This window comes from Crossiella cryophila (genome assembly GCF_014204915.1).
Taxonomy (GTDB): domain Bacteria; phylum Actinomycetota; class Actinomycetes; order Mycobacteriales; family Pseudonocardiaceae; genus Crossiella; species Crossiella cryophila.
This window is the reverse complement of the sequence record NZ_JACHMH010000001.1, coordinates 7,737,930-7,760,530: the sequence shown is the minus strand read 5'-3', so window position 1 is coordinate 7,760,530 and position 22,601 is coordinate 7,737,930. Positions and strand designations below refer to the sequence as shown.

General features: G+C 70.2%; 14 protein-coding genes. 9 read left to right on the top strand and 5 right to left on the bottom strand.

The annotated features are described in order from the left end of the window. Window positions 1-5 precede the first annotated feature (5 nt). On the top strand, window positions 6-2,246 hold the full coding sequence (locus HNR67_RS33245) for a lantibiotic dehydratase (RefSeq protein WP_185006334.1): 2,241 nt from the start codon (window positions 6-8) through the stop codon (window positions 2,244-2,246). A gap of 55 nt (window positions 2,247-2,301) precedes the next feature. Here the strand turns inward: HNR67_RS33245 and HNR67_RS33240 are convergent, their stop codons facing one another. Next, entirely contained in the window at window positions 2,302-3,540 is a 1,239-nt protein-coding gene (locus HNR67_RS33240) for an MFS transporter (protein ID WP_185006332.1), read from the bottom strand. 165 nt (window positions 3,541-3,705) lie between these two features. Here HNR67_RS33240 and HNR67_RS33235 point away from each other — a divergent pair, with 165 nt between their 5' ends. The 5 genes from HNR67_RS33235 to mgrA all read left to right on the top strand — a co-directional run bounded on the left by HNR67_RS33235 (window position 3,706) and on the right by mgrA (window position 15,797). Further along, window positions 3,706-10,932 carry a non-ribosomal peptide synthetase gene (locus tag HNR67_RS33235; RefSeq protein ID WP_185006330.1) on the top strand — a complete coding sequence of 2,409 codons (7,227 nt, stop codon included), beginning with the start codon at window positions 3,706-3,708 and terminating at the stop codon, window positions 10,930-10,932. Further along, entirely contained in the window at window positions 10,932-11,918 is a 987-nt protein-coding gene (locus HNR67_RS33230) for a TauD/TfdA family dioxygenase (RefSeq protein ID WP_185006328.1), read from the top strand. The genes HNR67_RS33235 and HNR67_RS33230 overlap by 1 nt, the downstream gene beginning before the upstream one ends. Window positions 11,919-11,978: 60 nt before the next feature. Continuing rightward, a complete protein-coding gene (locus HNR67_RS33225; RefSeq protein WP_185006326.1) occupies window positions 11,979-12,494 on the top strand; it encodes an aspartate kinase family protein in 516 nt (171 codons plus the stop codon). A gap of 12 nt (window positions 12,495-12,506) precedes the next feature. Continuing rightward, window positions 12,507-13,418 (top strand): SDR family NAD(P)-dependent oxidoreductase, encoded by a 912-nt coding sequence (locus HNR67_RS33220; RefSeq protein WP_185006324.1) that lies wholly within the window; start codon window positions 12,507-12,509, stop codon window positions 13,416-13,418. A 1,383-nt stretch (window positions 13,419-14,801) separates the two neighbouring features. Continuing rightward, window positions 14,802-15,797: an L-glyceraldehyde 3-phosphate reductase gene (gene mgrA / locus HNR67_RS33215; protein WP_185006322.1), complete on the top strand. Its 996-nt coding sequence runs from the start codon at window positions 14,802-14,804 to the stop codon at window positions 15,795-15,797. Window positions 15,798-15,868: 71 nt separating this feature from the next. Here mgrA and HNR67_RS33210 read toward each other — a convergent pair whose 3' ends face one another. Both HNR67_RS33210 and HNR67_RS33205 read right to left on the bottom strand, forming a co-directional pair. After that, window positions 15,869-16,807: a glycoside hydrolase family 6 protein gene (locus tag HNR67_RS33210; RefSeq protein ID WP_185006320.1), complete on the bottom strand. Its 939-nt coding sequence runs from the start codon at window positions 16,805-16,807 to the stop codon at window positions 15,869-15,871. Between the two features lie 483 nt (window positions 16,808-17,290). Continuing rightward, window positions 17,291-18,316: a LacI family DNA-binding transcriptional regulator gene (locus tag HNR67_RS33205; RefSeq protein WP_185006318.1), complete on the bottom strand. Its 1,026-nt coding sequence runs from the start codon at window positions 18,314-18,316 to the stop codon at window positions 17,291-17,293. Window positions 18,317-18,488: 172 nt separating this feature from the next. Between HNR67_RS33205 and HNR67_RS33200 the strand changes: the two genes are divergently transcribed. The 3 genes from HNR67_RS33200 to HNR67_RS33190 are packed head-to-tail and all read left to right on the top strand — an operon-like array spanning window position 18,489 to window position 21,554. After that, a complete protein-coding gene (locus tag HNR67_RS33200) occupies window positions 18,489-19,796 on the top strand; it encodes an extracellular solute-binding protein (RefSeq protein ID WP_185006315.1) in 1,308 nt (435 codons plus the stop codon). Next, the gene (locus HNR67_RS33195) at window positions 19,793-20,719 is read left to right on the top strand and encodes a carbohydrate ABC transporter permease (protein WP_185006313.1); all 927 of its coding nucleotides are present in this window, start codon (window positions 19,793-19,795) and stop codon (window positions 20,717-20,719) included. Before HNR67_RS33200 ends, HNR67_RS33195 begins: the two co-directional genes overlap by 4 nt. Beyond that, complete coding sequence (locus HNR67_RS33190; protein ID WP_185006311.1) at window positions 20,712-21,554, top strand: carbohydrate ABC transporter permease; 843 nt, start codon at window positions 20,712-20,714, stop codon at window positions 21,552-21,554. The genes HNR67_RS33195 and HNR67_RS33190 overlap by 8 nt, the downstream gene beginning before the upstream one ends. Here HNR67_RS33190 and HNR67_RS33185 read toward each other — a convergent pair. After that, a complete protein-coding gene (locus tag HNR67_RS33185) occupies window positions 21,544-22,065 on the bottom strand; it encodes a hypothetical protein (RefSeq protein ID WP_185006309.1) in 522 nt (173 codons plus the stop codon). The two genes, HNR67_RS33190 and HNR67_RS33185, sit on opposite strands and share 11 nt — an antisense overlap. Continuing rightward, on the bottom strand, window positions 22,062-22,565 hold the full coding sequence (locus tag HNR67_RS33180) for an AAA family ATPase (RefSeq protein ID WP_185006306.1): 504 nt from the start codon (window positions 22,563-22,565) through the stop codon (window positions 22,062-22,064). Before HNR67_RS33180 ends, HNR67_RS33185 begins: the two co-directional genes overlap by 4 nt. Between the last annotated feature and the right edge of the window lie 36 nt (window positions 22,566-22,601).

Sequence of the window (22,601 nt, the reverse complement as noted above, 5' to 3'; positions counted from 1 at the left end):
GACCGATGGGTGCGGACGAGGTGCGCCTGGACCAGACCTGGCGACTGTGGGACCAGTTCGCGTTGCGCGGCCCCGGTTTCCCCGCCAACGGGGTGCTCCGGCTCGCACCCGCCGGCCTGGCCCAGGCCGCGGACAAGTTCGACCGGGACGACCGGCTCACCGGAGTGGACTGGACCGGATTCGAGGAGACCTACCAGGAAGCCGCGGTGCAGACCGCGCTGGACCTCCAGGACATCGCGGCCCGGCCCGACTTCCGGGCCGCGGTCGCCTGGCAGAACCGCCCGGTGCTCACCACCGGCATCAAACCCTTCCTGGACTGGACCCCCACCGCGGCCGGCCGCACCAGCATGCCCCGCCAGCGCGAGGAACTCATCGCCCACTACTGGCAACGGTTCTGCGTCAAGAACGACACCATCGGCTTCTTCGGCCCGGTCGGCTGGGGCCGCTGGGACCTCACCCAGACCGGCGTCACCGTCGAGCCCGGCGAATCGCTGATCGCGGAGACCAACGTCTACTTCGCCAGCTGGGCCATCGACACCCTCGCCCGCACCCTGGAACCCGGCCTGCGCCAGTGGATCGCGCCCCGCCGCGTCCCGTTCGTCCACATCGGACCGGACGCGGTCACCATCCCCAGCCGCCCACCGCAGCCGATCACCCCGGACCAGCATCGCCTGCTGACCCAGTGCGACGGCACCCGCTCCGCCCACCACCTGGCACAGGCCAACCCCGACCTGGACGTGCCCGCGCTGCTCGCGGACCTGGTCGGCCGCCGCTGGCTGGTGTGGCGCCTGGAGATCCCCGCCGACGCCCACCCGGAACGCTGGCTGCGCACCTGGCTGTCCACAGTGGAGGACGAACCCCAACGGGCCCAGGCGATCGTCGCCCTGGACACCCTGGAACGTGGCCGAGCCGAGGTCGCCGCCGCCACCGACGCGGACACCCTGGCCGCCGCGTTCACCAAACTGGAACAGGACTTCGTCGCCCTCACCGACACCGCCGCGGTCCGCGAGAAGTCCGCGAGCACCGCGCCCTGCCGGGCACTGGTCTACTCCGACTGCCGGCGCAGCGCCACCGCCACCGCGGGACACCGGGTCCTGGACGCACTGGCCCCGCTGTCCCTGTTCCTGACCAGCGCCACCTGGCTCACCGCCAACCTCGCCGACCGGGTCCTGCAACGCGCCGAGGAGGTCTTCGACCGCCTGGCCGCCGACGGCCCGGTCAACCTGGCCGAGTTCTGGTTCGCCTGCATGCCCATCCTGCACGGCGCGGCGGCCGAGGACGCGACCGAGTTGCAGAAGGAGTTCCAGCGCCGCTGGGCCATCATCCTCAACCCGGGCAGCGGCAACCGGGTCGCACGGTCCACAAAGGACATCGAACACCGGGTGTCGGTGGCCTTCGGCAACCGCGCCCCCGGCTGGACCGCGGCCCGCTACCTCAGCCCCGACATCCTGCTCACCGAGGACCACCTGGTGCTCGGCGAACTGCACATCGCCACCAACACCCTGGGCGCCTCCCTGTTCGTCAACCAGCACCCGGACCAGTCCGAACTGCTCGCCGGCACCACTCGCGACCACCCCGGGCCCCGCCTGCTTCCCTTGCTGCCCAAGGAACACCGCTCCCGACTCTCCGCCAGGATCCGGCACACCCTGATCCGCCCCGAGGACCACTACGTCGCCCTGGTCGACCACACCGCCGACCCATCCCGCCCACACACCCACGCCAGCGCCGACATCCAGGTCGAACGGCACGACACCCTGCGGGCCGTGCTGCCCGACGGCACCCGGTTCCCGGTGATCGACGTCTTCGGCCACGTCCTGACCACCCTGGCCATGGACCTGTTCCGCCTGGTCCCGGAAGCCCCGCACACCCCGCGGATCACCGTCGACACCCTGGTCGTCACCCGCGAGACCTGGCGCTTCCCCGCCGCCGAGGTCACCGCGGCCGAGGAGAGGTCCGAACCCCGCCGCTTCGTCCGCCTCCGCCAATGGCGCGAGGCGAACACCCTGCCCCGCTTCGTCTTCGTCACCTCCCCGGCCGAACCCCGCCCGTTCTACGTCGACTTCGACAGCCCCGTCTACCTCAACATCCTGGCCAAGGCCGTCCGCCGGCTGGCCCGCAAGGACCCGGCCGGGCAGCTCACCATCACCGAGATGCTGCCCACCCCGGACCAGGCCTGGCTGCCCGACCACAACCGCGAACCGCACACCGCCGAACTCCGCTTCGTCGCGGTGGCCGATCCTCGCTGAACACAACACAAAACCCCCGCCCCGGAAGCTCGGGGCGGGGGTTTTGACTTCGCGCTCAGCGGACCGCGACCGACTCCCGCGCCGGCCGTGCCGAATCCAGACTCGGCGCGTTACGCACCGCCGGACTCACCGTGGCCACGATCGCCAGCCCGATCATCCACACCGCCAACGCCCACACCGTCGCCCGCGCCCCGATCCACTCCAGCGCGAACCCACCCAGCAACGACCCCAACGGCACCGCGCCGAACGCGATCATCCCCGCCGCCCCCAGCACCCGGCCCTGGATGTGATCCGGCGTCACCGCGATCTGATAGGCCGAGATCGCCACATTCCACACCGGACCGACAAAGCACATCAACGCGTACACCGCGCCCAGCACATAGGGATTGGGCACCAGCAACACCATCGGCACCAGCAGGCCCCAGGCCCAGTTCGCCGCGACCACCACCACCTTCATCGACAGCCTGCGCTCCAGCGCGGGCGCGGCCAGCGAACCCAGCACCCCGCCAACCGCGGCCAGTCCGAACATCACGCCCACCAGCGTCGGCGAGGCGCCGTAGTCCGCGGCGATCACGATCACCACCAGGAACAGCGCGCGGAACAGGAAGTTGCTGCCTGCCACCAGGAACGTGGTCATCCGCAGGAACGGCTGCCGCCACAACCAGGCGATCCCGGCGCCCAGCTCCAGCTTGCGCGGCTTGCGCTCGGCCTGGAAATCGGTGCGGATCAACAACAACGAGGCCAGCGACACCAGGTAGGTCACCGCGTCGAACAGGAACGGCACCGCCCGGCCCAGCCCGAACAACGCCCCGCCCAGCGGCTGACCCAGCATCGCCGCGCCCCGCTCCCTGGCCTCGTTGCGGGACAACGCGAAGGTCAGATGACTCGGATGCACCACATTCGGCACCGCGGCCGCCGCCGCGATCTTGAACGTCACGGTCAGCACCCCCTCGGTGAACCCGACCGCCAGGATGTGCGGCAACGTCAGCGAATCACTCACCAGCGCCACCGCCAGGGTGCCGATGGCCAGTGCGCGCAGGATGTCGCACCAGATCATCACCCGCTTGCGGTTCCACCGATCGACCAGCGCCCCGGCAGGCACCTGGAACACCAGTTGCGGCAGCAGCGCGATGAACCCGCTCACCCCGGCGTCCACCGGCGAACCGGTCAGCGCCAGCACCAGCAGCGGATAGGCCACGCTGGAGGCGTTCGCGCCGAGGCTGGACACCGCCGAACCCGACCACAACAGCAGGAAGTCCCGGTTACGCCGCAGCGGCGGCACCTCTTCGCTCATACGCCCGATGGTTCTCGGCGTCCAGAGCAGGACACAGAGAAGGACCGGCAACCACGCAGGCAGTCCCGGTTGCCGACAGAGGTACCACGCTGACTCTGCTCCACCACCCCCTCCGCTCGGCAGGCTGTCCACTGATCGGCCGACCCGGAGACAGGAAGGCGAACGATGAGCACCAGCTCAATCTCCCGCGCGGAACTGCTGCAGCGCAGACTGCGCGGCCTCAGCCCCGCCGCACCGGAAGCCGGGATCACCCCGGTCGCCAGGGATGGCGCGCTGCCGCTGTCGTTCGCCCAGCGGCGGCTGTGGGTGCTGGACCAGATCCAGCCCGGCGGCACCGAGTACCTGATGCCACTGCGCCTGCGCCTGCGCGGACACCTCAACGTGCCCGCGCTGCGCGCCGCCCTGGACGAGATCGTGGCCAGGCACGAGATCCTGCGCACCCGGTACTCCACAGTGGACGGCGAACCGGTCCAGCTGATCGACCCACCCACGCCGATCGCCTGGCGCGAGGCCGACCTGCGCGGCGCCAACTCGGCCGCCCGGATCGCCAGGCTGATCGACGCCGACGGGCAGCGCCCGCTGGACCTGGCCACCGAACACCCGATCCGGGCCCTGTTCATCCGGCTCACCGCCGAGGACCAGATCCTGCTGATCACCACCCACCACATCGCCGCCGACGGCTGGTCCGAGTCGGTGCTGCTGGCCGAGCTGGACAGCCTCTACGCCACCTTCGCCGCGGCCATGCCCTCGCCGCTGCCGCCGGTCCCGGTGCAGTACGCCGATTACGCCGCCTGGCAGCGCGAGCAGCTCGCCGGCCCGAAGCTCACCGAACAGCTCGCGCACTGGCGCAGGACCCTGAACGGTCTCACCCCGCTCGCGCTGCCTACCGACCGGTCGAGAGGCCCGATCCGGGACCCGCGCGGCGCCAGCGAGACCTTCACCCTGCCCGCGACTCTGGCCGAACCACTGTTCGCCCTCGGCCGAGCGCAGGGCGCGACCCCGTTCATGGTGCTGCTGGCCGCCTTCCAGCTGCTGCTCGGCCGCTACGCCGGTCAGCACGACGTGGTGGTGGGCAGCCCGGTCGGCGGCCGCGACCGCGAGGAGACGCAGAACCTGCTCGGCCTGTTCGTGAACACCGTCGTGCTGCGCACCGACCTCGCGGGCGACCCGAGCTTCCTGGACCTGCTCGCCAGGGTCCGCGAGACCGCGCTGGAGGCATACGCCCACCAGCACACCCCGTTCGAGCGCATCGTCGAGGAACTGGCGCCCGAACGCGATCCGTCCCGCAACCCGCTGTTCCAGGTCGTCTTCCAGCTCACCAGCCAGCAGCCCACCGAGCTGGGCTGCCTGCGTGCCGAGCAGGAGCCGGTGGAGTGGAACGCGGCCAAGTTCGACCTCGGCCTGGCCATGGCCACCCACCCCGACGGCTCCCTGACCGGCCAGCTCGAATACGCCACCGCGCTGTTCGACACCGCCACCATCCAGCGCCTGATCGGCCACTTCACCCGGCTGCTGACCAGCATCGTCGCCCTACCGACCGGTCGGGTGGCAACGCTGGAACTGCTCACCCAGCCCGAACGTGACCAGCTGCTCGGCAAGTGGAGCGGCTCCGGCCGCCACTTCCCGGCCACCGCGTCCCTGCCCGAGGTGTTCCAGGCCCAGGTCCGCCGCGCCCCCGAGGCGATCGCGGTCCGCCACCAGGGCGAGAGCCTCACCTACACCGAACTGAACACCCGCGCCAACCGCCTCGCGCACGAGCTGCGCGCCCGCGGCGCCGGTCCCGACCACCTGGTCGGCGTCTGCCTGGACCGCGGCCCTGACCTGGTCGTTGCCCTGCTCGGCGTGCTCAAGTCCGGTGCCGGCTACCTGCCCCTGGACCCGGCCGCCCCTACCGATCGGTTGGCTTACCTGCTGGAGGACGCCGAGGTCGCCCTCGCGATCACCGGCACCCCGCTGCCCGGCGTCGACAGCCTCCCCGTCGACCACCCCGGCCGCCCGGACACCGACCCCGAACCCCTGGTCGCGCCGGACAACCTGGCCTACGTCATCTACACCTCCGGCTCCACCGGCAAACCCAAGGGTGTCCAGGTCACCCACGCCAACGTGCTGCGCCTGCTGCGCGCCTGCGAACCCGACTTCGGCTTCGGCCCCACCGACGTCTGGACCCTGTTCCACTCCTACGCCTTCGACTTCTCCGTCTGGGAACTCTGGGGCTCCCTGCTGCACGGCGGCACCGCGGTGGTCGTGCCGTATGAGATCTCCCGGTCCCCGCAGGACTTCCTCGACCTGCTGGTCAGCGAGCGGGTCACGGTGCTCAACCAGACCCCATCGGCCTTCCGCGGCCTGATCGAGGCGGTCACCCAGGCCGACCTGTCCGCCGACGCGCTGTCCCTGCGCACCGTGGTCTTCGGCGGCGAGGCCCTGGACGTCACCGAACTCGCGCCCTGGTTCGACCGCTTCGGCGACCAGCGGCCCGAACTGGTCAACATGTACGGGATCACCGAGACCACCGTGCACGTCACCTACCGTCCGGTCAGTAGGCAAGACCTGGACGGCGACCAGCGCAGCCCGGTCGGCGGCGCCCTGCGCGACCTCCGGCTGTACGTGCTGGACCCGGAACTGAACCCGGTCCCGATCGGCGTGCCCGGCCAGGTCTATGTCTCCGGCCCCGGCCTGGCCCGCGGCTACCTCGGCCGACCCGCTCTCACCGCCGACCGCTTCGGCCCCGACCCCTACGCCACCAGCCCCGGCACCCGCATGTACCGCACCGGCGACCTGGCTCGCTACCGGGCCGACGGCGACCTGGAGTTCCTCGGCCGCGCCGACAACCAGGTCAAGATCCGCGGCCACCGCATCGAACCCGGCGAGATCGAAGCCGCCCTCACCACCCACCCCGCCGTGGACAAGGCCGTCGTGCTGGCCCACCAGTCCCGCCTGGTCGCCTACTTCACCGGCGCCCCGGCCGAGCTTGCCGACCTGCGCGAACACCTCGGCCGGACCCTGCCCGCCTACATGGTGCCCGCCCTGTTCGTGCCCGTGGACGCCTTCCCGCTCACCGTGAACGGCAAGATCGACCACGCCGCGCTGCCCGATCCGGACGCCCACCGCGCCCAGCACACCGCCGATCAGCTCGCCCCGCGCAACCCGGTCGAACAGATCATCGCCGAGACCTGGGCCGAGGTGCTGGGGGTGCCCACGGTCGGCGTGCGGGACAACTTCTTCACCCTGGGCGGCGATTCCATCCGCGCCATCCGGGTGGTCGGCGCACTGCGCCCGCGCGGCATCGACCTGTCCGTGCAGAACCTGCTGCTGCACCAGAGTGTCGAGGAACTCGCCCGCTTCAGCGAGACCCGCGACCAGTCCACAGTGGACAACGCCGAGGAGCGCAGGGTCGAGGCCTTCGCGCTGCTCGATCCCGCGGACCGGGCCGCGCTGCCCGCCGGACTGGTGGACGCCTACCCGATGTCCATGGTGCAGGCCGCGATGGTCTACCAGATGATCGCCGACAGCGAGGAAAGCCCGTACCACAACATCACCCTGCTGCCGATCAACGACGACGGCCCGCTCGACCTGACCGCACTGCGTCAGGCCGCGGCCCTGCTGGGACAGCGGCACGAGATCCTGCGCACCTCCTTCGACCTCAACGGGTTCAGCGAACCACTCCAGCTCGTGCACCCGGCTGGCGCGATCGAGGTCGGCTACCACGACCTGCGGGACAGCACCGATCCGGACGCCGAGATCCAGCGCTTCATCACTGACACCCGCGCCACGCCCTTCGACGTCGGCACCGCGCCGATGCTGCGTTTCCACGCCCACCAGACCGCGACGGACCGCTGGACGTTCTCCTTCATCGAGTGCCACGCCATCCTGGACGGCTGGAGCCACCACTCGCTGATCACCGAACTGATGGCCGACTACCGCGCCCTGCGTGCGGGCCGCGAACCCGCCGTGCCGATCGTCCACAGTGTCCGGTTCGCCGACTACATCGCCCTGGAACAACGCTCCCTCAAGGAGAATGACGACCGCGAGTTCTGGCGGGACCGCCTCGGCCGGTTCGACCGGGTCGAACTGCCCGAGGGCTGGTCGGCCGAACCCGGCGGCGACGAGACCGCGTACAAGATCGGCGTCCCGATCGCCGACCTCGAACCCGGTCTGCGCGCCTTGGCCGTGGTCGCGGGCGTCTCGCTCAAGAGCGTGCTGTTCACCGCGCATCTCAAGGCACTCAGCGTGCTCAGCGGCTCCACCCGGTTCCACACCGGCCTGGTGTGCAACGGACGGCTGGAGACCAGCGGCGGCGAGACCGTGCGCGGCATGCACCTCAACACCGTCCCGGTCGGCGTCGAGCTGGCCGGCTCCACCTGGCTCGACCTGGTGCGCCAGGTCTTCGCCGAGGAGGTCGCGGTCTGGCCGCACCGCCGGTTCCCGCTGCCGGAGATGCAGCGCGAATGGGGCGGCGGTGCCTCCCTGGTCGAGACCGCGTTCACCTACCTGGACTTCCACGTGCTGGACGCGCGCCGGATCGAGTCCGCCGGCGTGGTCGACGTCAGCCCCAACGAGTTCGCCCTGGACGTCTGGACCTTCCCCGGCGCGCTGTTCCTGGCCGCCCGGCCGGAGCGGATCAGCCGCGCCAACGGCGAACGCCTGGCCCGGCTGTACCGGCGGATCCTGGAACTCATGGCCGCCGACCCCGGCGGCAACGCCAGGGACAACGGCCTGGACGAGGTGGAAACCGCCCGGCTGCTCTCCTTCGCCCATGGCGAGGAGGCCGAGTATCCGGAACTGTGCCTGCACGAACTGTTCGAGCAGCAGGTCGGCCGGACCCCGGACGCGACCGCCCTGCGCTGCGCCGACGGGTCCACTGTGGACTATTCCGCGCTCAACGCCCGCGCCAACCGGATCGCGCACCACCTGCGCTCCCTCGGCGTCGGCCAGGAGTCCAGGGTCGGCATCCTGCTCCGCCGCGGACCGGACCTGGTCGCCGCCCTGCTCGGCGTGCTCAAGGCGGGTGCGGCCTACCTGCCGCTCGACCCCACCCACCCGGCCCAGCGCCTCACCGACCTGCTCGCCGAGACCCACGCCGAGGTCGTGCTCGCCGAAACCGCCACCGCACACCTGCTGCCCGGCAGGCGACTCGTCCTGCTCGACGAGACCGACTTGGATCATGTGTCCACAGTGGACCTCGGACGGACGTCCACACCGGACTCGCTGGCCTACATCATCTACACCTCCGGCTCCACCGGCACGCCCAAGGGCGTCATGATCGAGCACCGCAACCTGGTCAACTACGTGCTGTGGTGCCTGGGCGCGTACACCCCGTTGCGCGGCAAGGGATCCCCGCTGTACTCCTCGGTCGCCTTCGACCTGCCGGTCACCTCGATCTTCCCCGCGCTGCTCACCGGCCAGCCGGTCACCATCACCGCCGACGACGGCACCCCGGGCATCGACGCCCTGGTCGCCGCACTGGAGGCGGGCGAGTTCGGTCTGCTCAAGCTGACCCCCTCGCACCTGGCCGTGCTCAACCAGTCACTCACCCCCGAGGCAGCCCGCCGGGCCACCGGCCGGATCATCGCCGGTGGTGAGGAACTGGTGCGGGACATGGTGTCCAGCTGGGCGCGGCACGCCCCGGACACCGTGGTGGACAACGAGTACGGCCCCACCGAGACCACCGTCGGCTGCTCCTGGCTGGAAGCCCCGGCCAACGGCCTGGAACCCGGCGTGCTGCCCATCGGCAAGCCCATCGCCAACACGGTGATGCGGGTGCTGGACGCCAACCTGGAGCTGGTGCCGGTCGGCGTGGCGGGGGAGCTGTACATCGGCGGCGCCCAGCTCGCCCGTGGCTACGTCGAACGACCCGAGCTGACCGCCGCCCGGTTCATCCCGGATCCCTTTGCCGCACAACCGGGTGCGCGGCTGTACCGCACCGGCGACCTGGCCCGCTACCGCGCCGACGGCGTGCTGGAGTTCGCCGGCCGGGTCGACCACCAGGTCAAGATCCGCGGCTACCGGATCGAACTCGGCGAGATCGAGGCCGCCCTGCACCGCCAGGTCCCGCTGCAGGACGTCATCGTGCGCGTGCACACCGCGCCCTCCGGCGACAAGGAACTCATCGCCTACCTGGTCCCAGCCGAGGACAGCACCCTGGACATCGCCGCCCTGCCGGCGAAGCTGGCCGAGATCCTGCCCGACTACCTGGTGCCCCAGGCCTTCCTCGAACTCGACGAGCTGCCGCTGACCAGCAACGGCAAGGTCGACACCGCCCGCCTCCCGAAACCCGAACTGGCCAAGGTCAGTGCTCGGTTCCAGGCGCCGCGCACCGCGGTGGAGAACATCCTGGCCCGCGCCTGGGCCGAGGCGCTCAAGCGTGGCCGGGTCGGCGTGCACGACAGCTTCACCGAACTCGGCGGCCACTCGCTCAGCGTCATGCGGATCATCGTGAAACTCCGCGAGGAACACGGCATCCGACTGTCCTTCCGGGACTTCTACGAGCACCGCACCATCGCCGAACTCGCCCGGGTGCTCGGCGACAACAGCGCCGAACAGTCCGAAGTGGACAGCCTGGACGCGGTGGTGTGGCTGCGCCGAGGCGGTAGCAGAGCGCCCCTGTTCTGCGTGCACCCCGGCAGCGCGCACTGGTTCGCCCAGCTCGCCGAACACCTCGACCCCGACCAGCCGGTCGCCGCCTTCGAGTGGCCCGGCCTGAGTCGCCGCTGCCCGGCGCCGGAGAGCGTGCACCACATCGCCGAGCTGAACCTCGCCCAGCTCCGTCGCCTGCAACCCAGCGGTCCCTACCGACTGCTCGGTTGGTGCGGTGGCAGCCAGATCACCACCGAGATGGCCCGCAGGCTGCGTGCCGAGGGCGAGCAGGTCACCTTCATGCTGCTCGACCCCGCGCTGGACAGCTACGAACGCGCCAACATGCACGAGTTCATGGCCCGCTTCCGCCGAGCCGAACACCTGTTGGCCGAACTGGCCACCGCCTCCGCCGAACAGGTGCCCGCACTCCAGGAACAGGCCGTGGCGGTGCTGGAGCTGATCGTCGACGACGGCCGGATCGACCCCCCGGTGCCGGGCGACGAGTTCTGGCCGTCCAGGGTGCGGGTGTGGCGCGAGCTGCTGCAAACCCGCCTGGACTACCGGCACGAGCCCTACCCCGGGCCACTGCACCTGATCGCCGGGGACGAACTGGCCGCGGGTGAGCACGAGGTCGCGGTCGGCGTGAACTTCGTCGATTACACCCAGCGCTGGGCCGAACTGGCCACCGGTGGGCTGGACGTGCACCGGGTCGGCGGCAACCACCTCGGCGTCCTGCGGGCGCCGCAGGTCGGCGAGGTGGCGCGGGTGCTGACCCGCCTGATGGCAACCCCCGAAGACGCGCAGAAGGATGTGAACTGATGTCGATGGTCCTCGAGGTCGACGCGCCCGCGGGCGTAGTGACCCTCAACCGCGCCAACGCACTCGCCGTCGAGGAGGTCGCGAGCACCTTACTGTCCACTGAGGACGGACGCATCGACGACCGCGGCTGGGTGCGTGCGGCCGCGGAACGCGCGCACGAGCTGCCGATCTCCTTGCGTCGCGCCCTGTCCGCCTACCGGCGGGACTCCGGACCCAGTGGCGCGCTGGTGATCCGCGGCCTCCCGGTGGACGAGTCCCTGGTGCCGGAAACCCCGGCGCAGAGCGGATCCGTGCAACGCGCCGCCACCATCCCGGCCGCCACACTGATGATGGTCACCCACCTGCTCGGCGACGTGATCGCCTTCCGCCCGGAGAAGTCCGGCGCCCTGGTGCACAACGTGGTGCCGGTGCCCGGCAGCGAGGACTTCCAGGGCAACGAGGGCTCGGTGCTGCTGTCCTTCCACAACGAGAACGCCTTCCACGACAACCGGCCGGACTACGTGCTGCTGCTGTGCCTGCGTGCCGACCACGACCGTGAGGCGGGCCTGCGCACCGCGTCCATCCGCCAGGTGCACGACCTGCTGAGCGACCAGAGCCGGGAAGTGCTGTTCCGCCGGGAATTCGTCACCGCCCCGCCCCCGTCCTTCGGCCTGCCGGCCGGTGAGACCGAACCGCACGCGGTGCTCACCGGCGCCCCCGACGACCCGGACGTCCTGGTCGACTTCGCGGCCACCACCCCGCTGACCGAGTCCGCCCGCACCGCCATGGCCGAACTGCAGAACCTGTTCGCCACCAACGCGTTGACCCACTACCTGGTGCCCGGCGATCTGGCCATTGTGGACAATCGGGTCACCGTCCACGGCCGCACCGGGTTCACCCCGCGCTACGACGGCCAGGACCGCTGGCTGCAACGAACCTTCGCCACCCAGGACCTGCGACGGTCCCGGGTGCACCGGATCGGCGACGGCCAGGTGCTGTACGGCTGAGAGCGGACCCCAGGCGTGGGCTTCGGCGGCGGAGCCCACGCCTGGCCCATCGGAGGGGCCATGGAACAGGCAGTCCTGCACCGCATCCACAGTTCCCACACCCACGCCAAGATCACCATCACCGGCCAGATCCACCTGGCCCCCCTGCTCCGCGAGATCGCGAACCACCAGGTCCCCGTCCACGCCATTACCTACCGACCGGACGGTTGGGCCGCGATAGTCCCCAGAACCGCCGGCCCCCGCCTAGCCGCGGCCCTCCAAGCGGCCCGACCCCACCTCGGCTTCACCCACCTCACCCTGGACAGCGACATCGCCGAGGTCGCGGTCACCGGCTCCGGCCTGCGCTCGGATCCCGCCATCCGCCCGATCTTCTGCGAGGCCCTGACCAGGATCGGCGTCACCCTGGACTTCATGTCCGCCACCGGCAACCGCCTGGCGGTGCTGTGCCCCGACCACCAGGCCGCCCCCGCCATCAGAGCCCTGCGCGAGGCTCTGGAGATCGCTGTCGCCGGCGTCCTACTAACGGATGACTCATCCGCTTATGCTACGGTGCAGGCGGATAGCAAATCCGGTTAGCAGGAGGTAGCAGTGCGGACCTGGACCCTCGCCAACATGCCCGACCAGACCGGCCGCACGGCAGTGATCACCGGTGCCACCAGCGGCCTCGGCCTGGCCGTCGCCCACGCCCTCTCCGCCCGCGGCGCCCGAGTGATCATGGCCGTCCGCAACATCGCCAAAGCGGAAGCCCTGCGCCCCCAATTCCCCGGCGCCGACCTGGCCATCCACAAACTGGACACCTCCGACCTGGACTCGGTCAGCTCCTTCGCCGCTGACCTGGAGTCCCGAGGCGACCAGGTGGACGTCCTGATCAACAACGCCGGCATCGGCAACCAGCCACACGCGGTCTCGGCCCAAGGCCACGAACTCCACCTGGCCACCAACCACCTGGGCCACTTCCTGCTGACCGCCCTGCTGCTCCCCAACCTGGCCAACGGCAAAGACCCACGAGTCGTCACGGTCGCCTCCTTCATGTACAAACTCGGCCACTTCGACTTCGACAACCTCCACCTCACCCGCGGCTACAACTCAGGCCGCGCCTACTCCAACTCCAAACTCGCCAACGTCCTGTTCGCCACCGAGCTGGACCGTCGCCTCCGCGCGACAAACTCCCCGGTCCAAAGCATGCTCACCCACCCCGGCATCGCCCGAACCCCCATGATCAGCAGCGCCCCCGGCCCCATCCTCAGCCGCCTCACCGGCAGCATCGCCGGCCTACTCGGCCGCCCGGCAACCCAAGCCGCCCTCCCCATCAACTACGCCGCAACGGCCCCCGAAGCCCCCGCAGGCCAAATGCTCTCCCCAGGCAAAACCCTCCGCAAAACCCAGGTAACCCAAGAACCCCTCCGAGCCAAAGGCTTCACCCCCGAAGCAGCCACCACCCTCTGGACCCACTCAGAGAACCTGACCAACGCCCCCTACCCCACCCCCCAAACCCCCTGACCCCACCCTGTGGACAACCACCCCCACACCAACAACTTCCCCGCTATGTTCAACTCACGCCCAGTCCACCCACCCGCCCCCTCGCCCCGGCAACCCCCGCGAAGCGCCCCCAACCCGCTTCGCAGCTGAACCCCGAACTCCACAAGTCGCACTGAGTAACGAACCCCGGCTTCGCGTATCGCTAGCAAGGGTGAACCTGGAATCCCCGTAATAGTGAACGCCTCGGGGAACTCAGCCCCATGGTCATTTCGTTACCGCAGTACAAAGCGGAGGGCGGCGCAGGACACCCCCAGGTCCCAACCCGCCCCGCCCAACCGGACAGCCAGGCAGCCAGGCATCGAGGAGCAGGGACGCCGGTGCAGCTGAAGAATGGGAACGCCAAGGAACCGGGAACGGAAGTGAGCCCGGGAACCGCAGCGGGTCGGGGAGCGGAAGCGGGCCTGGGAGCGGAAGCGGTCTGGGGAGCGGAAGCAAGCTCGGCGTGCGGAGCTGCCCGGGGAACCGGAAGTGAAGGCACCGGCGCGACGCGTGCCGGGAGCCGACGCACAGCGGAACCGGGTCGTGCCGCAGGGAAACCGGGTCGCGTCGCGGGCGGGGCGGGTCGCGTTTCCAGTTGACCTTGTCCGGGTCGTTCCACCGGCCCTCCGGGATGGGTGACCGCTGTCAACGGTGAGCGGTTCGTTGACGCTGGTGCGGGAGACGGTCTCCATGTGCCGGAGGGCTGGGTGCATGGATTCGCGAACAAGTCCGGAGTGCCCGCATCCGTGCTCGTGGTGTTCGCGCCAGGGGCGTCGCGAGTGGCGAAGGCGTGGCGGGTGCCGTGGGTGTCGGCCGCGTCGCGGGCGGAGCCCTTCAGTGAACTGGTCGCGACCCGGGCCGGCGGGGCGGGTGCTCGGTGACGACCAGCGGCGGGATCGCACGCCCGGCGTGGCCAGAGCCAGGTTTGGCGTGCGGGGTATGGACGTGGGCAGGGCGGTGGCGGTCAGTCGGGATGGCGAACATCGGCTCAGCAAGCCGGTGGTCGGGGAGAGCGAGCTGTTGGTGGGGGCGTGGCGGGGGACGCGCATGCAGGCGCGACGGTGCGGCATCGGTTTCGGCGGCGATTGATCCGACTCAGCTGAATCTCCGACAGGTGCACCCGAGCCCGGTCGAACTCTTCGAGGAGCTTGCGGGGGAAGAGTTTTCGGTTGCGGCGAGTGAGATGGGGGAGAACCTCACTGCCCGGGGATGGACTCGCTGGGGTTGCCGCGGGGAAGCCGTGTTGAGGCTGGGAGGAGAGGGCCTTGCTGGAGGTGACGGGGGCCTTTGGTGCTGGTGGGGCGGGTTTGAGCTGTTGGGTGGTTACGATCTCCTGGATGCGCCCGACTGGTAGCAAGGAGCACGATGACCTACCTCGCCGCTGATGTGCGTTATGACGCCATGCCTTATCGACGGTGTGGTCGCAGCGGACTGAAGTTGCCCGCGATCTCCTTGGGGTTGTGGCACAACTTTGGGCACGCCAAGGATCTGGAGACTCAGCGGGACATTGTGCGGGCCGCTTTTGATCTGGGGGTCACGCACTTTGACCTGGCCAACAACTATGGGCCGCCGCCGGGGGCTGCGGAGGAGAACTTCGGGCGACTGTTCTCTGCTGACTTGCGGCCGTATCGGGATGAGTTGATCGTCTCGACCAAGGCTGGGTACCTGATGCACCCGGGGCCGTACGGGGAGTGGGGGTCGCGTAAGTATCTGGTGTCCTCTTTGGACGCCAGTTTGCGGCGGCTTGGGTTGGACTATGTGGATGTCTTCTACCATCACCGGCCGGATCCGGATACTCCCATCGAGGAGACCATGGGGGCGTTGGATTCCTTGGTGCGGCAGGGGAAGGCGCTTTACGCGGGGGTTTCCAACTACTCGCCGGAGCAGACCCGGGAGGCCGCGGGGGTGTTGGCGGAGCTGGGGACGCCGTTGCTGATTCATCAGCCTTCGTACTCGATGGTCAATCGGTGGATCGAGGATGGGCTGCAGGATGTGCTGGATGAGGTGGGGGCGGGGTCGATCGCGTTCTCGCCACTGGCGCAGGGGTTGCTGACTGATCGGTATCTGGATGGGATTCCGGCTGACTCGCGGGCGGCGGGGGCCAGTCCGTTTCTCGACGCGGAGCGGATCACCGAGCAGCAGCTCACGTTGACCCGTGGGCTCAATGAGGTCGCCCGGCAGCGTGGGCAGACGTTGGCTCAGCTCGCGCTGGCGTGGGTGTTGCGTGGGGAGCGGGTCACCTCGGCGTTGATCGGGGCCAGCAGTGTCAAGCAGCTCACCGACAATGTCGCGGCTACCGGGAACCTGGACTTCGCGGATGCCGAACTGGCCGAGATCGAGCGGTTGCTCGGCGGGAACTGACGCGGGGCCCGGCCTGGGGCAGGCGGGGTGCCTGCCCCAGGCCGGGGGTCAGCCGGTGGCCGGTTCGGTGATCAGCCGGTGGCCAGTTCGTAGGCTCGTTGCGGTACGAACTGGCCCGCGGGGGCGATGCAGCCGTCGGACTCGCCGGGCAACTTCACCCACAGGTGGGCCGCGATCTGGGGGTCGCCGGTGTTGGTGGTGCTGGGGGTGCCCACGGCGCGGCCTGCCGGATCGCACCAGTCGCTGTTGAGTGGGCCGTTGCCGTTGCGGCTGGTGTCGATCACCGCGCGCAGCCGGGAACTGCCCAGGCGGGACAGGATGTCCTTGGCGTAGGCAGTTTCCGCGCTGGTGTGCCGGTAGTTGGACACGTTCAGGGAGATGCCGTCGGCGCTGTTGAGCACGTCCGACTGGGTGAGGCGGGTGGCCATCTCCGCGGCGCTGTGCCAGTTGGAGTGCGCGGCGTCGAAGTAGACCTTGGCCGCGGCCGAACCTGCCTTGAGTCGCTTGCCCGCGTAGGCCATGGACGCCCGGGTTTCGGCCTGCTGGACGTCGTTCTGGCAGTTGGACATCAGGGCCAGCACATCCGGTTCCAGCACGATGGTGGCCGGTCGTCCGGCCAGGCCGGCGGCGACCTGGTCCACCCACTGGCGGTAGGCGCTGTGACTGGGGGCGCCGCCGCTGCTGGGGCCGTTGCAGTCCCGGTTCGGGACGTTGTAGACCACCAGGATCGGCACCTTCCCGGCCCTGGCCGCCGCACCGACCAGCTCGTCCACCTGGCCGCGCACGGTGGTGGTGTTGGTGCTGGTGAACCAGCGGGCCTGGGGGACCGCGGCGATCCGGTCGCGGATCACCGGCATGCGGCCGTCACCGGGGTTGGCGGCCACCCATTTGGCCGCGTTGGTGGCCGGATCGACGTAGAAGCCCGAGGGGGCGGCCTGGGCTGGTGGGCCCAGCAGGGCGGCCGCGACGAGCACCGTGCTGAGCACGGGCAACACTGACCATCTGCTCATCTGAACTCCGAGTTGCCGACGTGACAGGGAGGCGGCGGCGGTTTCTGGGAGCGCTCCCAGAACGGGTTCGAGCTTACGGATGTGCTGCCCTGCTGGGAAGTGCGGTCTTTTCAGTTGGGGTGGGGGTTCCGTGCGTGCGCATCTACCGAACGGTTGGTAGGCGTGCGGAAGACCGCCGTGGCGGTACAGCGGCGGTGGTGGTAGGGCGGTGATGGTTCAGCTGAGCGGCTGAGCGGTGGGGCGGTGGTGGGTGGTGGCGGTGCGGCGGTGGCGGCCGTGGTCAGGCTGAGGCGTGGCAGCGATGGCGATCAGGCTGAGGTGCGAAGGTGGTGGCGGCGGTCGGGCTGAGGCGCGGCGGCGACGGCGGCGACGTGGCGGTGGTGGCGGCGATCAGGCTGAGGCGCGGCGGTGGCGGCGGTGGTCGGGTTGAGGCGTGGTGGCGACGGCGGCGGTCGGGCTGAGGCGCGGCGGTGGTGGTGGCCGTCAGGCTGAGGCGCGGCGGACCAGGCGGACCGGCAGTACCCGGCGGCGGGGTGCCGGGGCGTCGCCGTCGATGAGCTGGTGCAGGGTGGCCATCATCTGCCGGATCTGCTCGCGCGGGTCCTGGTGCACGGTGGTCAGTGGCGGGTTGGTCGCCTCGGCCAGGCCGGGGTGGTCGTCGAAGCCGACCAGCGCCACGTCCTCGGGCACCCGTCGACCGGCGTTCTGCAGCGCGCGCAGGGCGCCCGCGGCCATGGGGTCGTTGGCCACGAAGACCGCGTCCAGGTTCGGCACCCTGGTCAGCAGTCTGCGCATGGCCTGTTCGCCGCCCTCGGGGGTGAAGTCGCCCTCCTCGGACAGCCGGGCCGCGGTGCGCTCGGACAGGCCCAGGGTCTGCTGCCAGCCGATCCGGCGGTCCACTGCCGAGCGCTGGTCCAGTGGGCCGGAGACGGTGCCGATCCGCTTGCGCCCCAACGACTGCAGGTGTTCCACGGCGAGCTTCGCGCCGCCGGTGTTGTCGAAGTCCACCAGGTGCAGGCCGCGGATGGTCCCGCCCGGCCTGCCGCCGCCGAAGACCATCGGCAGCCGCAGCGAGCGCAGTGCGGCAGGCAGCTGGTCGGCCTGGTGCGAGGCGAAGATCAGCGCGCCGTCCACGTGTCCGCCGTCCAGGAAGCGCACCGTGCCGGGTATGTCTTCCTTGCTGTCCACCAGCATCATGAGCATCTGACTGCCCAGCGCGGACAGCTCGCGGAAGGCGCCGCGGACGATCTCGGCGAAGTAGGGGTCCTCCAGGACCTTGGTCTCCGGCTCGGAGAGCACCAGGGCGACCGCGTTGGTGCGGCGGGTGACCAGTGAGCGGGCCGCCTGGTTGGGCGAGTAGCCCAGCTCGCGGGCGGAGTTGAGCACCTTCTCCCTGGACCGGGCGCTGACGTAGCTCTCCTCGTTGAGCGCCCTGGACGCGGTGGACCGGGAGACGCCCGCGTGCGCGGCGACATCCTCCAGCGTCGGCCGTGCCTCGTCTCGGATCACGCCCACCACCCTATCCGTCCACGTCCCGGCTGATCAGCCTAACCCGGGCAACGCGGCCGAACGGCTGAAACCGGCCAGGACCCGACCTCCGCAGGGCGCTGATCCGTGGCGATCGCGGCATCCTGGAGAGCGCATTCCACGCTGCCGCCGCCACGGTCAGATGAGGAGCGTCATGCGGTTACCCGGACTCGCCATGGTCGGGTTGATCCTGTTCGCCATCGGCCTTTCCGGCTGTGACCCGGCCGAGGACCGCGGTGGCACCGGCACGCTCACCTACTGGGCCAGCAACCAGTCGGCCAGCCTGGACCGGGACCGGGAGATCCTCAGCCCGCGACTGGCCGAGTTCACCCGGCGCACCGGGATCGAGGTCGAGCTGGAGGTGATCCCCTGGTCGGACCTGCTCAACCGGATCCTGGCCGCGGCCTCCAGCGGACAGGGGCCGGATGTGCTCAACATCGGCAACACCTGGTCGGCCTCGCTGCAGGCCAGCGGCGCGCTGCGACCGTTCGACGAGTCCGCGCTGGCCAAGGTCGGCGGCCGGGACCGGTTCCTGCCCAGCACGCTGACCTCCACCGGCGCGGCCGGGCAACCACCGGCCGCGGTTCCGTTGTACGGCCTGGCCTACGGCCTCTACTACAGCAGGAAACGCTTTGCCGAGGCCGGGATCAGCAGCCCGCCGGGCACCTGGGCCGAGTTGCTGGACACCGCGCGCAGACTCACCGAACCGGCCCGAGATCGCTGGGGGCTGGGCATCATGGGGTCCAGCTACACCGCGAACGCGCACCTGGCGTTCGTCTTCGGCCGCCAGCACGGCGCCACCCTGTTCGAGGGCGACCGGTCCACTTTGGACTCACCGCAGCTCGCCGCCGGTATCGGGCAGTACCTGGATCTGGTGGCCGGGGCGAAGGTGGTCAACCCTGGCAACGCCGAGTACCAGAACGACACCCAGCCGCTCAAGGACTTCGCCACCGGCCGGACCGCGATGGTGATGTTGCAGAGCCACGCCACCATGGGCCTGCGCGCCAACGGGATGGCCGCCGAGGACTACGGGGTCGCGCCGATCCCGGTGCCCGATCCGTTGCCACCGGGTGGGAAACGGATCACCAGTCACGTGGCCGGGATCAACCTCGGCGTGTTCACCGACACCGACAACGCCGAGGGCGCGCTGAAGTTCGTCGAGTTCATGACCAGTCCGGACACCCAGCGCGCGGTCAACGCCGACCTCGGCTCGCTGCCGGTGGCCACCGCGGCCTACGACGATCCGCGGTTCCAGGGACCGGTGGTCCGGACCTTCCGCGAGGTGTTGGCCGGCACCGCCGAGACCATGCCGATGATCCCCCAGGAAGCCCAGTTCGAGACCCTGGTGGGCACCGCGGTCAAGGATCTACTGGCCAGGATCGCCGGCGGCCGGACCGTGACGGTGGCCGACGTCCGGGCCGAGCTGGCCGCGGCCGACGAGCGGATGCGCGGCGGCGGATGAGCGGGCCCACCCCGGGGCGGCGGCGCGCGGTCCGGTGGCTGCCGTACCTGTTGCTGGCGCCCGCGTTGCTGGTCGAACTGCTGGTGCACGTGCTGCCGATGCTGGCCGGTGCGGTGATGAGCCTGTTGCGGCTCAACCAGTTCGCCATCCGCGACGTCACCAGGGCCCCGGCGGCCGGACTGGACAACTACCGGGTGGCCGCCGACCTGACCGGACCGGTCGGCGCGGATCTGTTGCGCTCCTTCGGGATCACCCTGGCCTTCAGCCTGCTCGCGGTGAGCGGGGCTTTCCTGCTCGGCCTCGCGGGTGCGGTGGCGATGCGGAAAGCCTTCCGGGGCAGGGGAGTGCTGCGCACGCTGCTGCTGATCCCGTTCGCACTGCCGGTGTTCTCCAGCGTGATCACCTGGAACTTCATGCTGCAACGCGACACCGGCCTGGTCAACACGGTGCTGGTGGACTGGCTCGGCCTCACCGAGGAGCGGATGTTCTGGCTGGTCGGCCCGAACAGCTTCGTCAGCCTGGTCGTGGTGGCGGTGTGGCGGACCTGGCCGTTCGCCTTCCTCACCATCACCGCCGGACTGCAGAGCATCCCCACCGAACTGTACGAGGCCGCCGACCTGGACGGCGCGGGCCCGTGGCGCAGGCTGTGCTCGGTGACGCTGCCACTGCTGCGGCCGGTCAACACGGTGCTCGTGCTGGTGCTGTTCCTGTGGTCCTTCAACGATTTCACCACCCCGTTCACCCTCTTCGGCGCGGCCGCCCCGGCCGAGGCGGACGTGGTGTCGTTGCACATCTACCAGTCCTCCTTCGTCACCTGGAACTTCGGCCTCGGCTCGGCGATGTCCATGCTGATGCTGGGTTTCCTGCTCGTGGTGACGATCGGCTACCTGGCGCTGACCGGACGGAGGCGGCGGTATGCGTGAGTCCGCGGTGGTGCGCTGGCTGCGGCGACTGGTGATCGTGGCGCTGACCGGGTTCGCGCTGACCCCGGTGTATGTGATGATCACCTCCGCGGTGAAGCCGTTGCGCGATGTGCAGGGCCCGTTCACCGCCTGGCCCAGCGCGATCACCCTGGAGCCGTTCCGGGAGATGTGGCGCACGGTGCCGCTGGCCCGGTACTTCCTCAACAGCGCGGTGGTCGCGCTGGGCGCCACCGCCTGCTCCATGCTGATCGCGATCCTGGCCGCGTACTCGTTGAGCCGCTACCGTTTCCGTGGCCGCGGCGCCTTCCTCACCGCGGTGCTGTCCACCCAGATGTTTCCCGGCATCCTGTTCCTGCTGCCGTTGTTCCTGTTGTTCGTCAACCTGGACCGGGTCACCGGGCTGCGCCTGTTCGGCAGTCAGGCCGGGCTGATCATCACCTACCTGACCTTCGCGCTGCCCTTCTCCATCTACCTGCTGCTCGGCTACTTCGACTCGATACCAAGGGAACTCGACGAACAGGCCACTGTGGACGGTTGTGGACCGGTGGGCGCGTTGTTCCGGGTGGTGTTGCCCGCCGCGCTGCCCGGGGTGGCCGCGGTGGCGATCTACAGCTTCATGACCGCCTGGAGCGAGGTGCTCTTCGCCTCGGTGCTCACCACCGCCGACACCCGCACCCTGGCCGTGGGATTGCGCGGTTACGCCACCCAGTCCAGCGTGTACTGGAACCAGGTGATGGCCGCCTCGCTGGTGGTGAGCATCCCGGTGGTGCTGGGATTCCTGTTGCTGCAGAAGGCATTGGTGCGTGGCTTGACCGCGGGTGCGGTCAAGGGTTGAGCCAGGCCAGCCGGACCCGGTCGGCCACCTCGGCGACGGACCGGTGGTCGGTGTCCACCCGGAGATCGCAGATCGGGCGGCGAATCGGTGCTTCGGCGGCGATCCGGCGCAGCTCGTCCGGATCACGGCCACGCAGGTCGTCACCGGGGATCGGCGGCCCGTGCCCCTGGCCGCGGGCCAGGATCCGTTCGGTCAGCGCCTCCCGCCCGGCCCGCAGTTCGCACACGGTCAGCCTGATCCCTGGCAGCGCCTCGGCGTAGGAGTCGAGCACGGCCGGGCCGCTGACCTCGCCGGAGAGCACCAGCATCTGGGTGCCGTTGGCGCGGAAGGTCGTCCAGGCCGAGGCCAGGTTGCGCGCGATCAGCCAGGTCGAGTCGGTGTGGCAGAAGCCGAGCTGGGCCAGGTCGAGGTAGGCCACGGCGGCCCCGGTGCGGGCCAGGTGCGCGTAGACCTGCCAGCCCACCACCGACTTGCCGACCGCCCGCGGCCCGCACAGCAGTAACGCCGTCACCGCGCCCACCGCTCCAGCACCAGCCTGGCCACCGCCACCGCGGACAGCCCGGTGGTGTCCACGCACACATCGGCGAAGTCGTCGCGGTCCATGGCCTCGGCCGCCCGCACCGAGGCATCGGCCAGTTCGGTCAGCCAGCCGCGCCGGTGGATCCGGTCCCGCAACTCCCTGGAACGCACCCGCAACCGGCACAGCGTCACCGCCGCACCCGGCAGCGCACTGGTGTAGCCGCGGGCGACGGTGGCCGACTCCAGGATCCCCGACACGATCAGCCCATCCCTACCGACCGTTCGGTAGGCAGACCACATCGCGGCCAGGTTGGCCGCCTTGACCCGGTGGTTGGCCGGATCGTCGGCGGGCACCGGGGAGCACAGGCCGAGCTGGTCGGTGTCCAGGTAGCCGGTCCGCGGCAGCTGGGTGTGGATCTCCCAGCCCACCGTGGACTTGCCAACGCCGGAGGGTCCGCACAGCCACAGCACGGGAAAACGATCACCAGCCACCCGGTGCAGGGTAATGCGGCCCGGAACGGGGCGGCC

What these genes read in the sequence shown, in the direction of transcription:
- HNR67_RS33245 (WP_185006334.1), top strand. Translation starts at nt 6, where the DNA reads ATGGGTGCGGACGAGGTGCGCCTGGACCAGACCTGGCGACTGTGGGAC.
- HNR67_RS33230 (WP_185006328.1), top strand. Translation starts at nt 10,932, where the DNA reads ATGTCGATGGTCCTCGAGGTCGACGCGCCCGCGGGCGTAGTGACCCTC.
- mgrA (WP_185006322.1), top strand. Translation starts at nt 14,802, where the DNA reads ATGACCTACCTCGCCGCTGATGTGCGTTATGACGCCATGCCTTATCGA.
- HNR67_RS33195 (WP_185006313.1), top strand. Translation starts at nt 19,793, where the DNA reads ATGAGCGGGCCCACCCCGGGGCGGCGGCGCGCGGTCCGGTGGCTGCCG.
- HNR67_RS33235 (WP_185006330.1), top strand. Translation starts at nt 3,706, where the DNA reads ATGAGCACCAGCTCAATCTCCCGCGCGGAACTGCTGCAGCGCAGACTG.
- HNR67_RS33225 (WP_185006326.1), top strand. Translation starts at nt 11,979, where the DNA reads ATGGAACAGGCAGTCCTGCACCGCATCCACAGTTCCCACACCCACGCC.
- HNR67_RS33210 (WP_185006320.1), bottom strand. Translation starts at nt 16,807, where the DNA reads ATGAGCAGATGGTCAGTGTTGCCCGTGCTCAGCACGGTGCTCGTCGCG.
- HNR67_RS33240 (WP_185006332.1), bottom strand. Translation starts at nt 3,540, where the DNA reads ATGAGCGAAGAGGTGCCGCCGCTGCGGCGTAACCGGGACTTCCTGCTG.
- HNR67_RS33200 (WP_185006315.1), top strand. Translation starts at nt 18,489, where the DNA reads ATGCGGTTACCCGGACTCGCCATGGTCGGGTTGATCCTGTTCGCCATC.
- HNR67_RS33190 (WP_185006311.1), top strand. Translation starts at nt 20,712, where the DNA reads ATGCGTGAGTCCGCGGTGGTGCGCTGGCTGCGGCGACTGGTGATCGTG.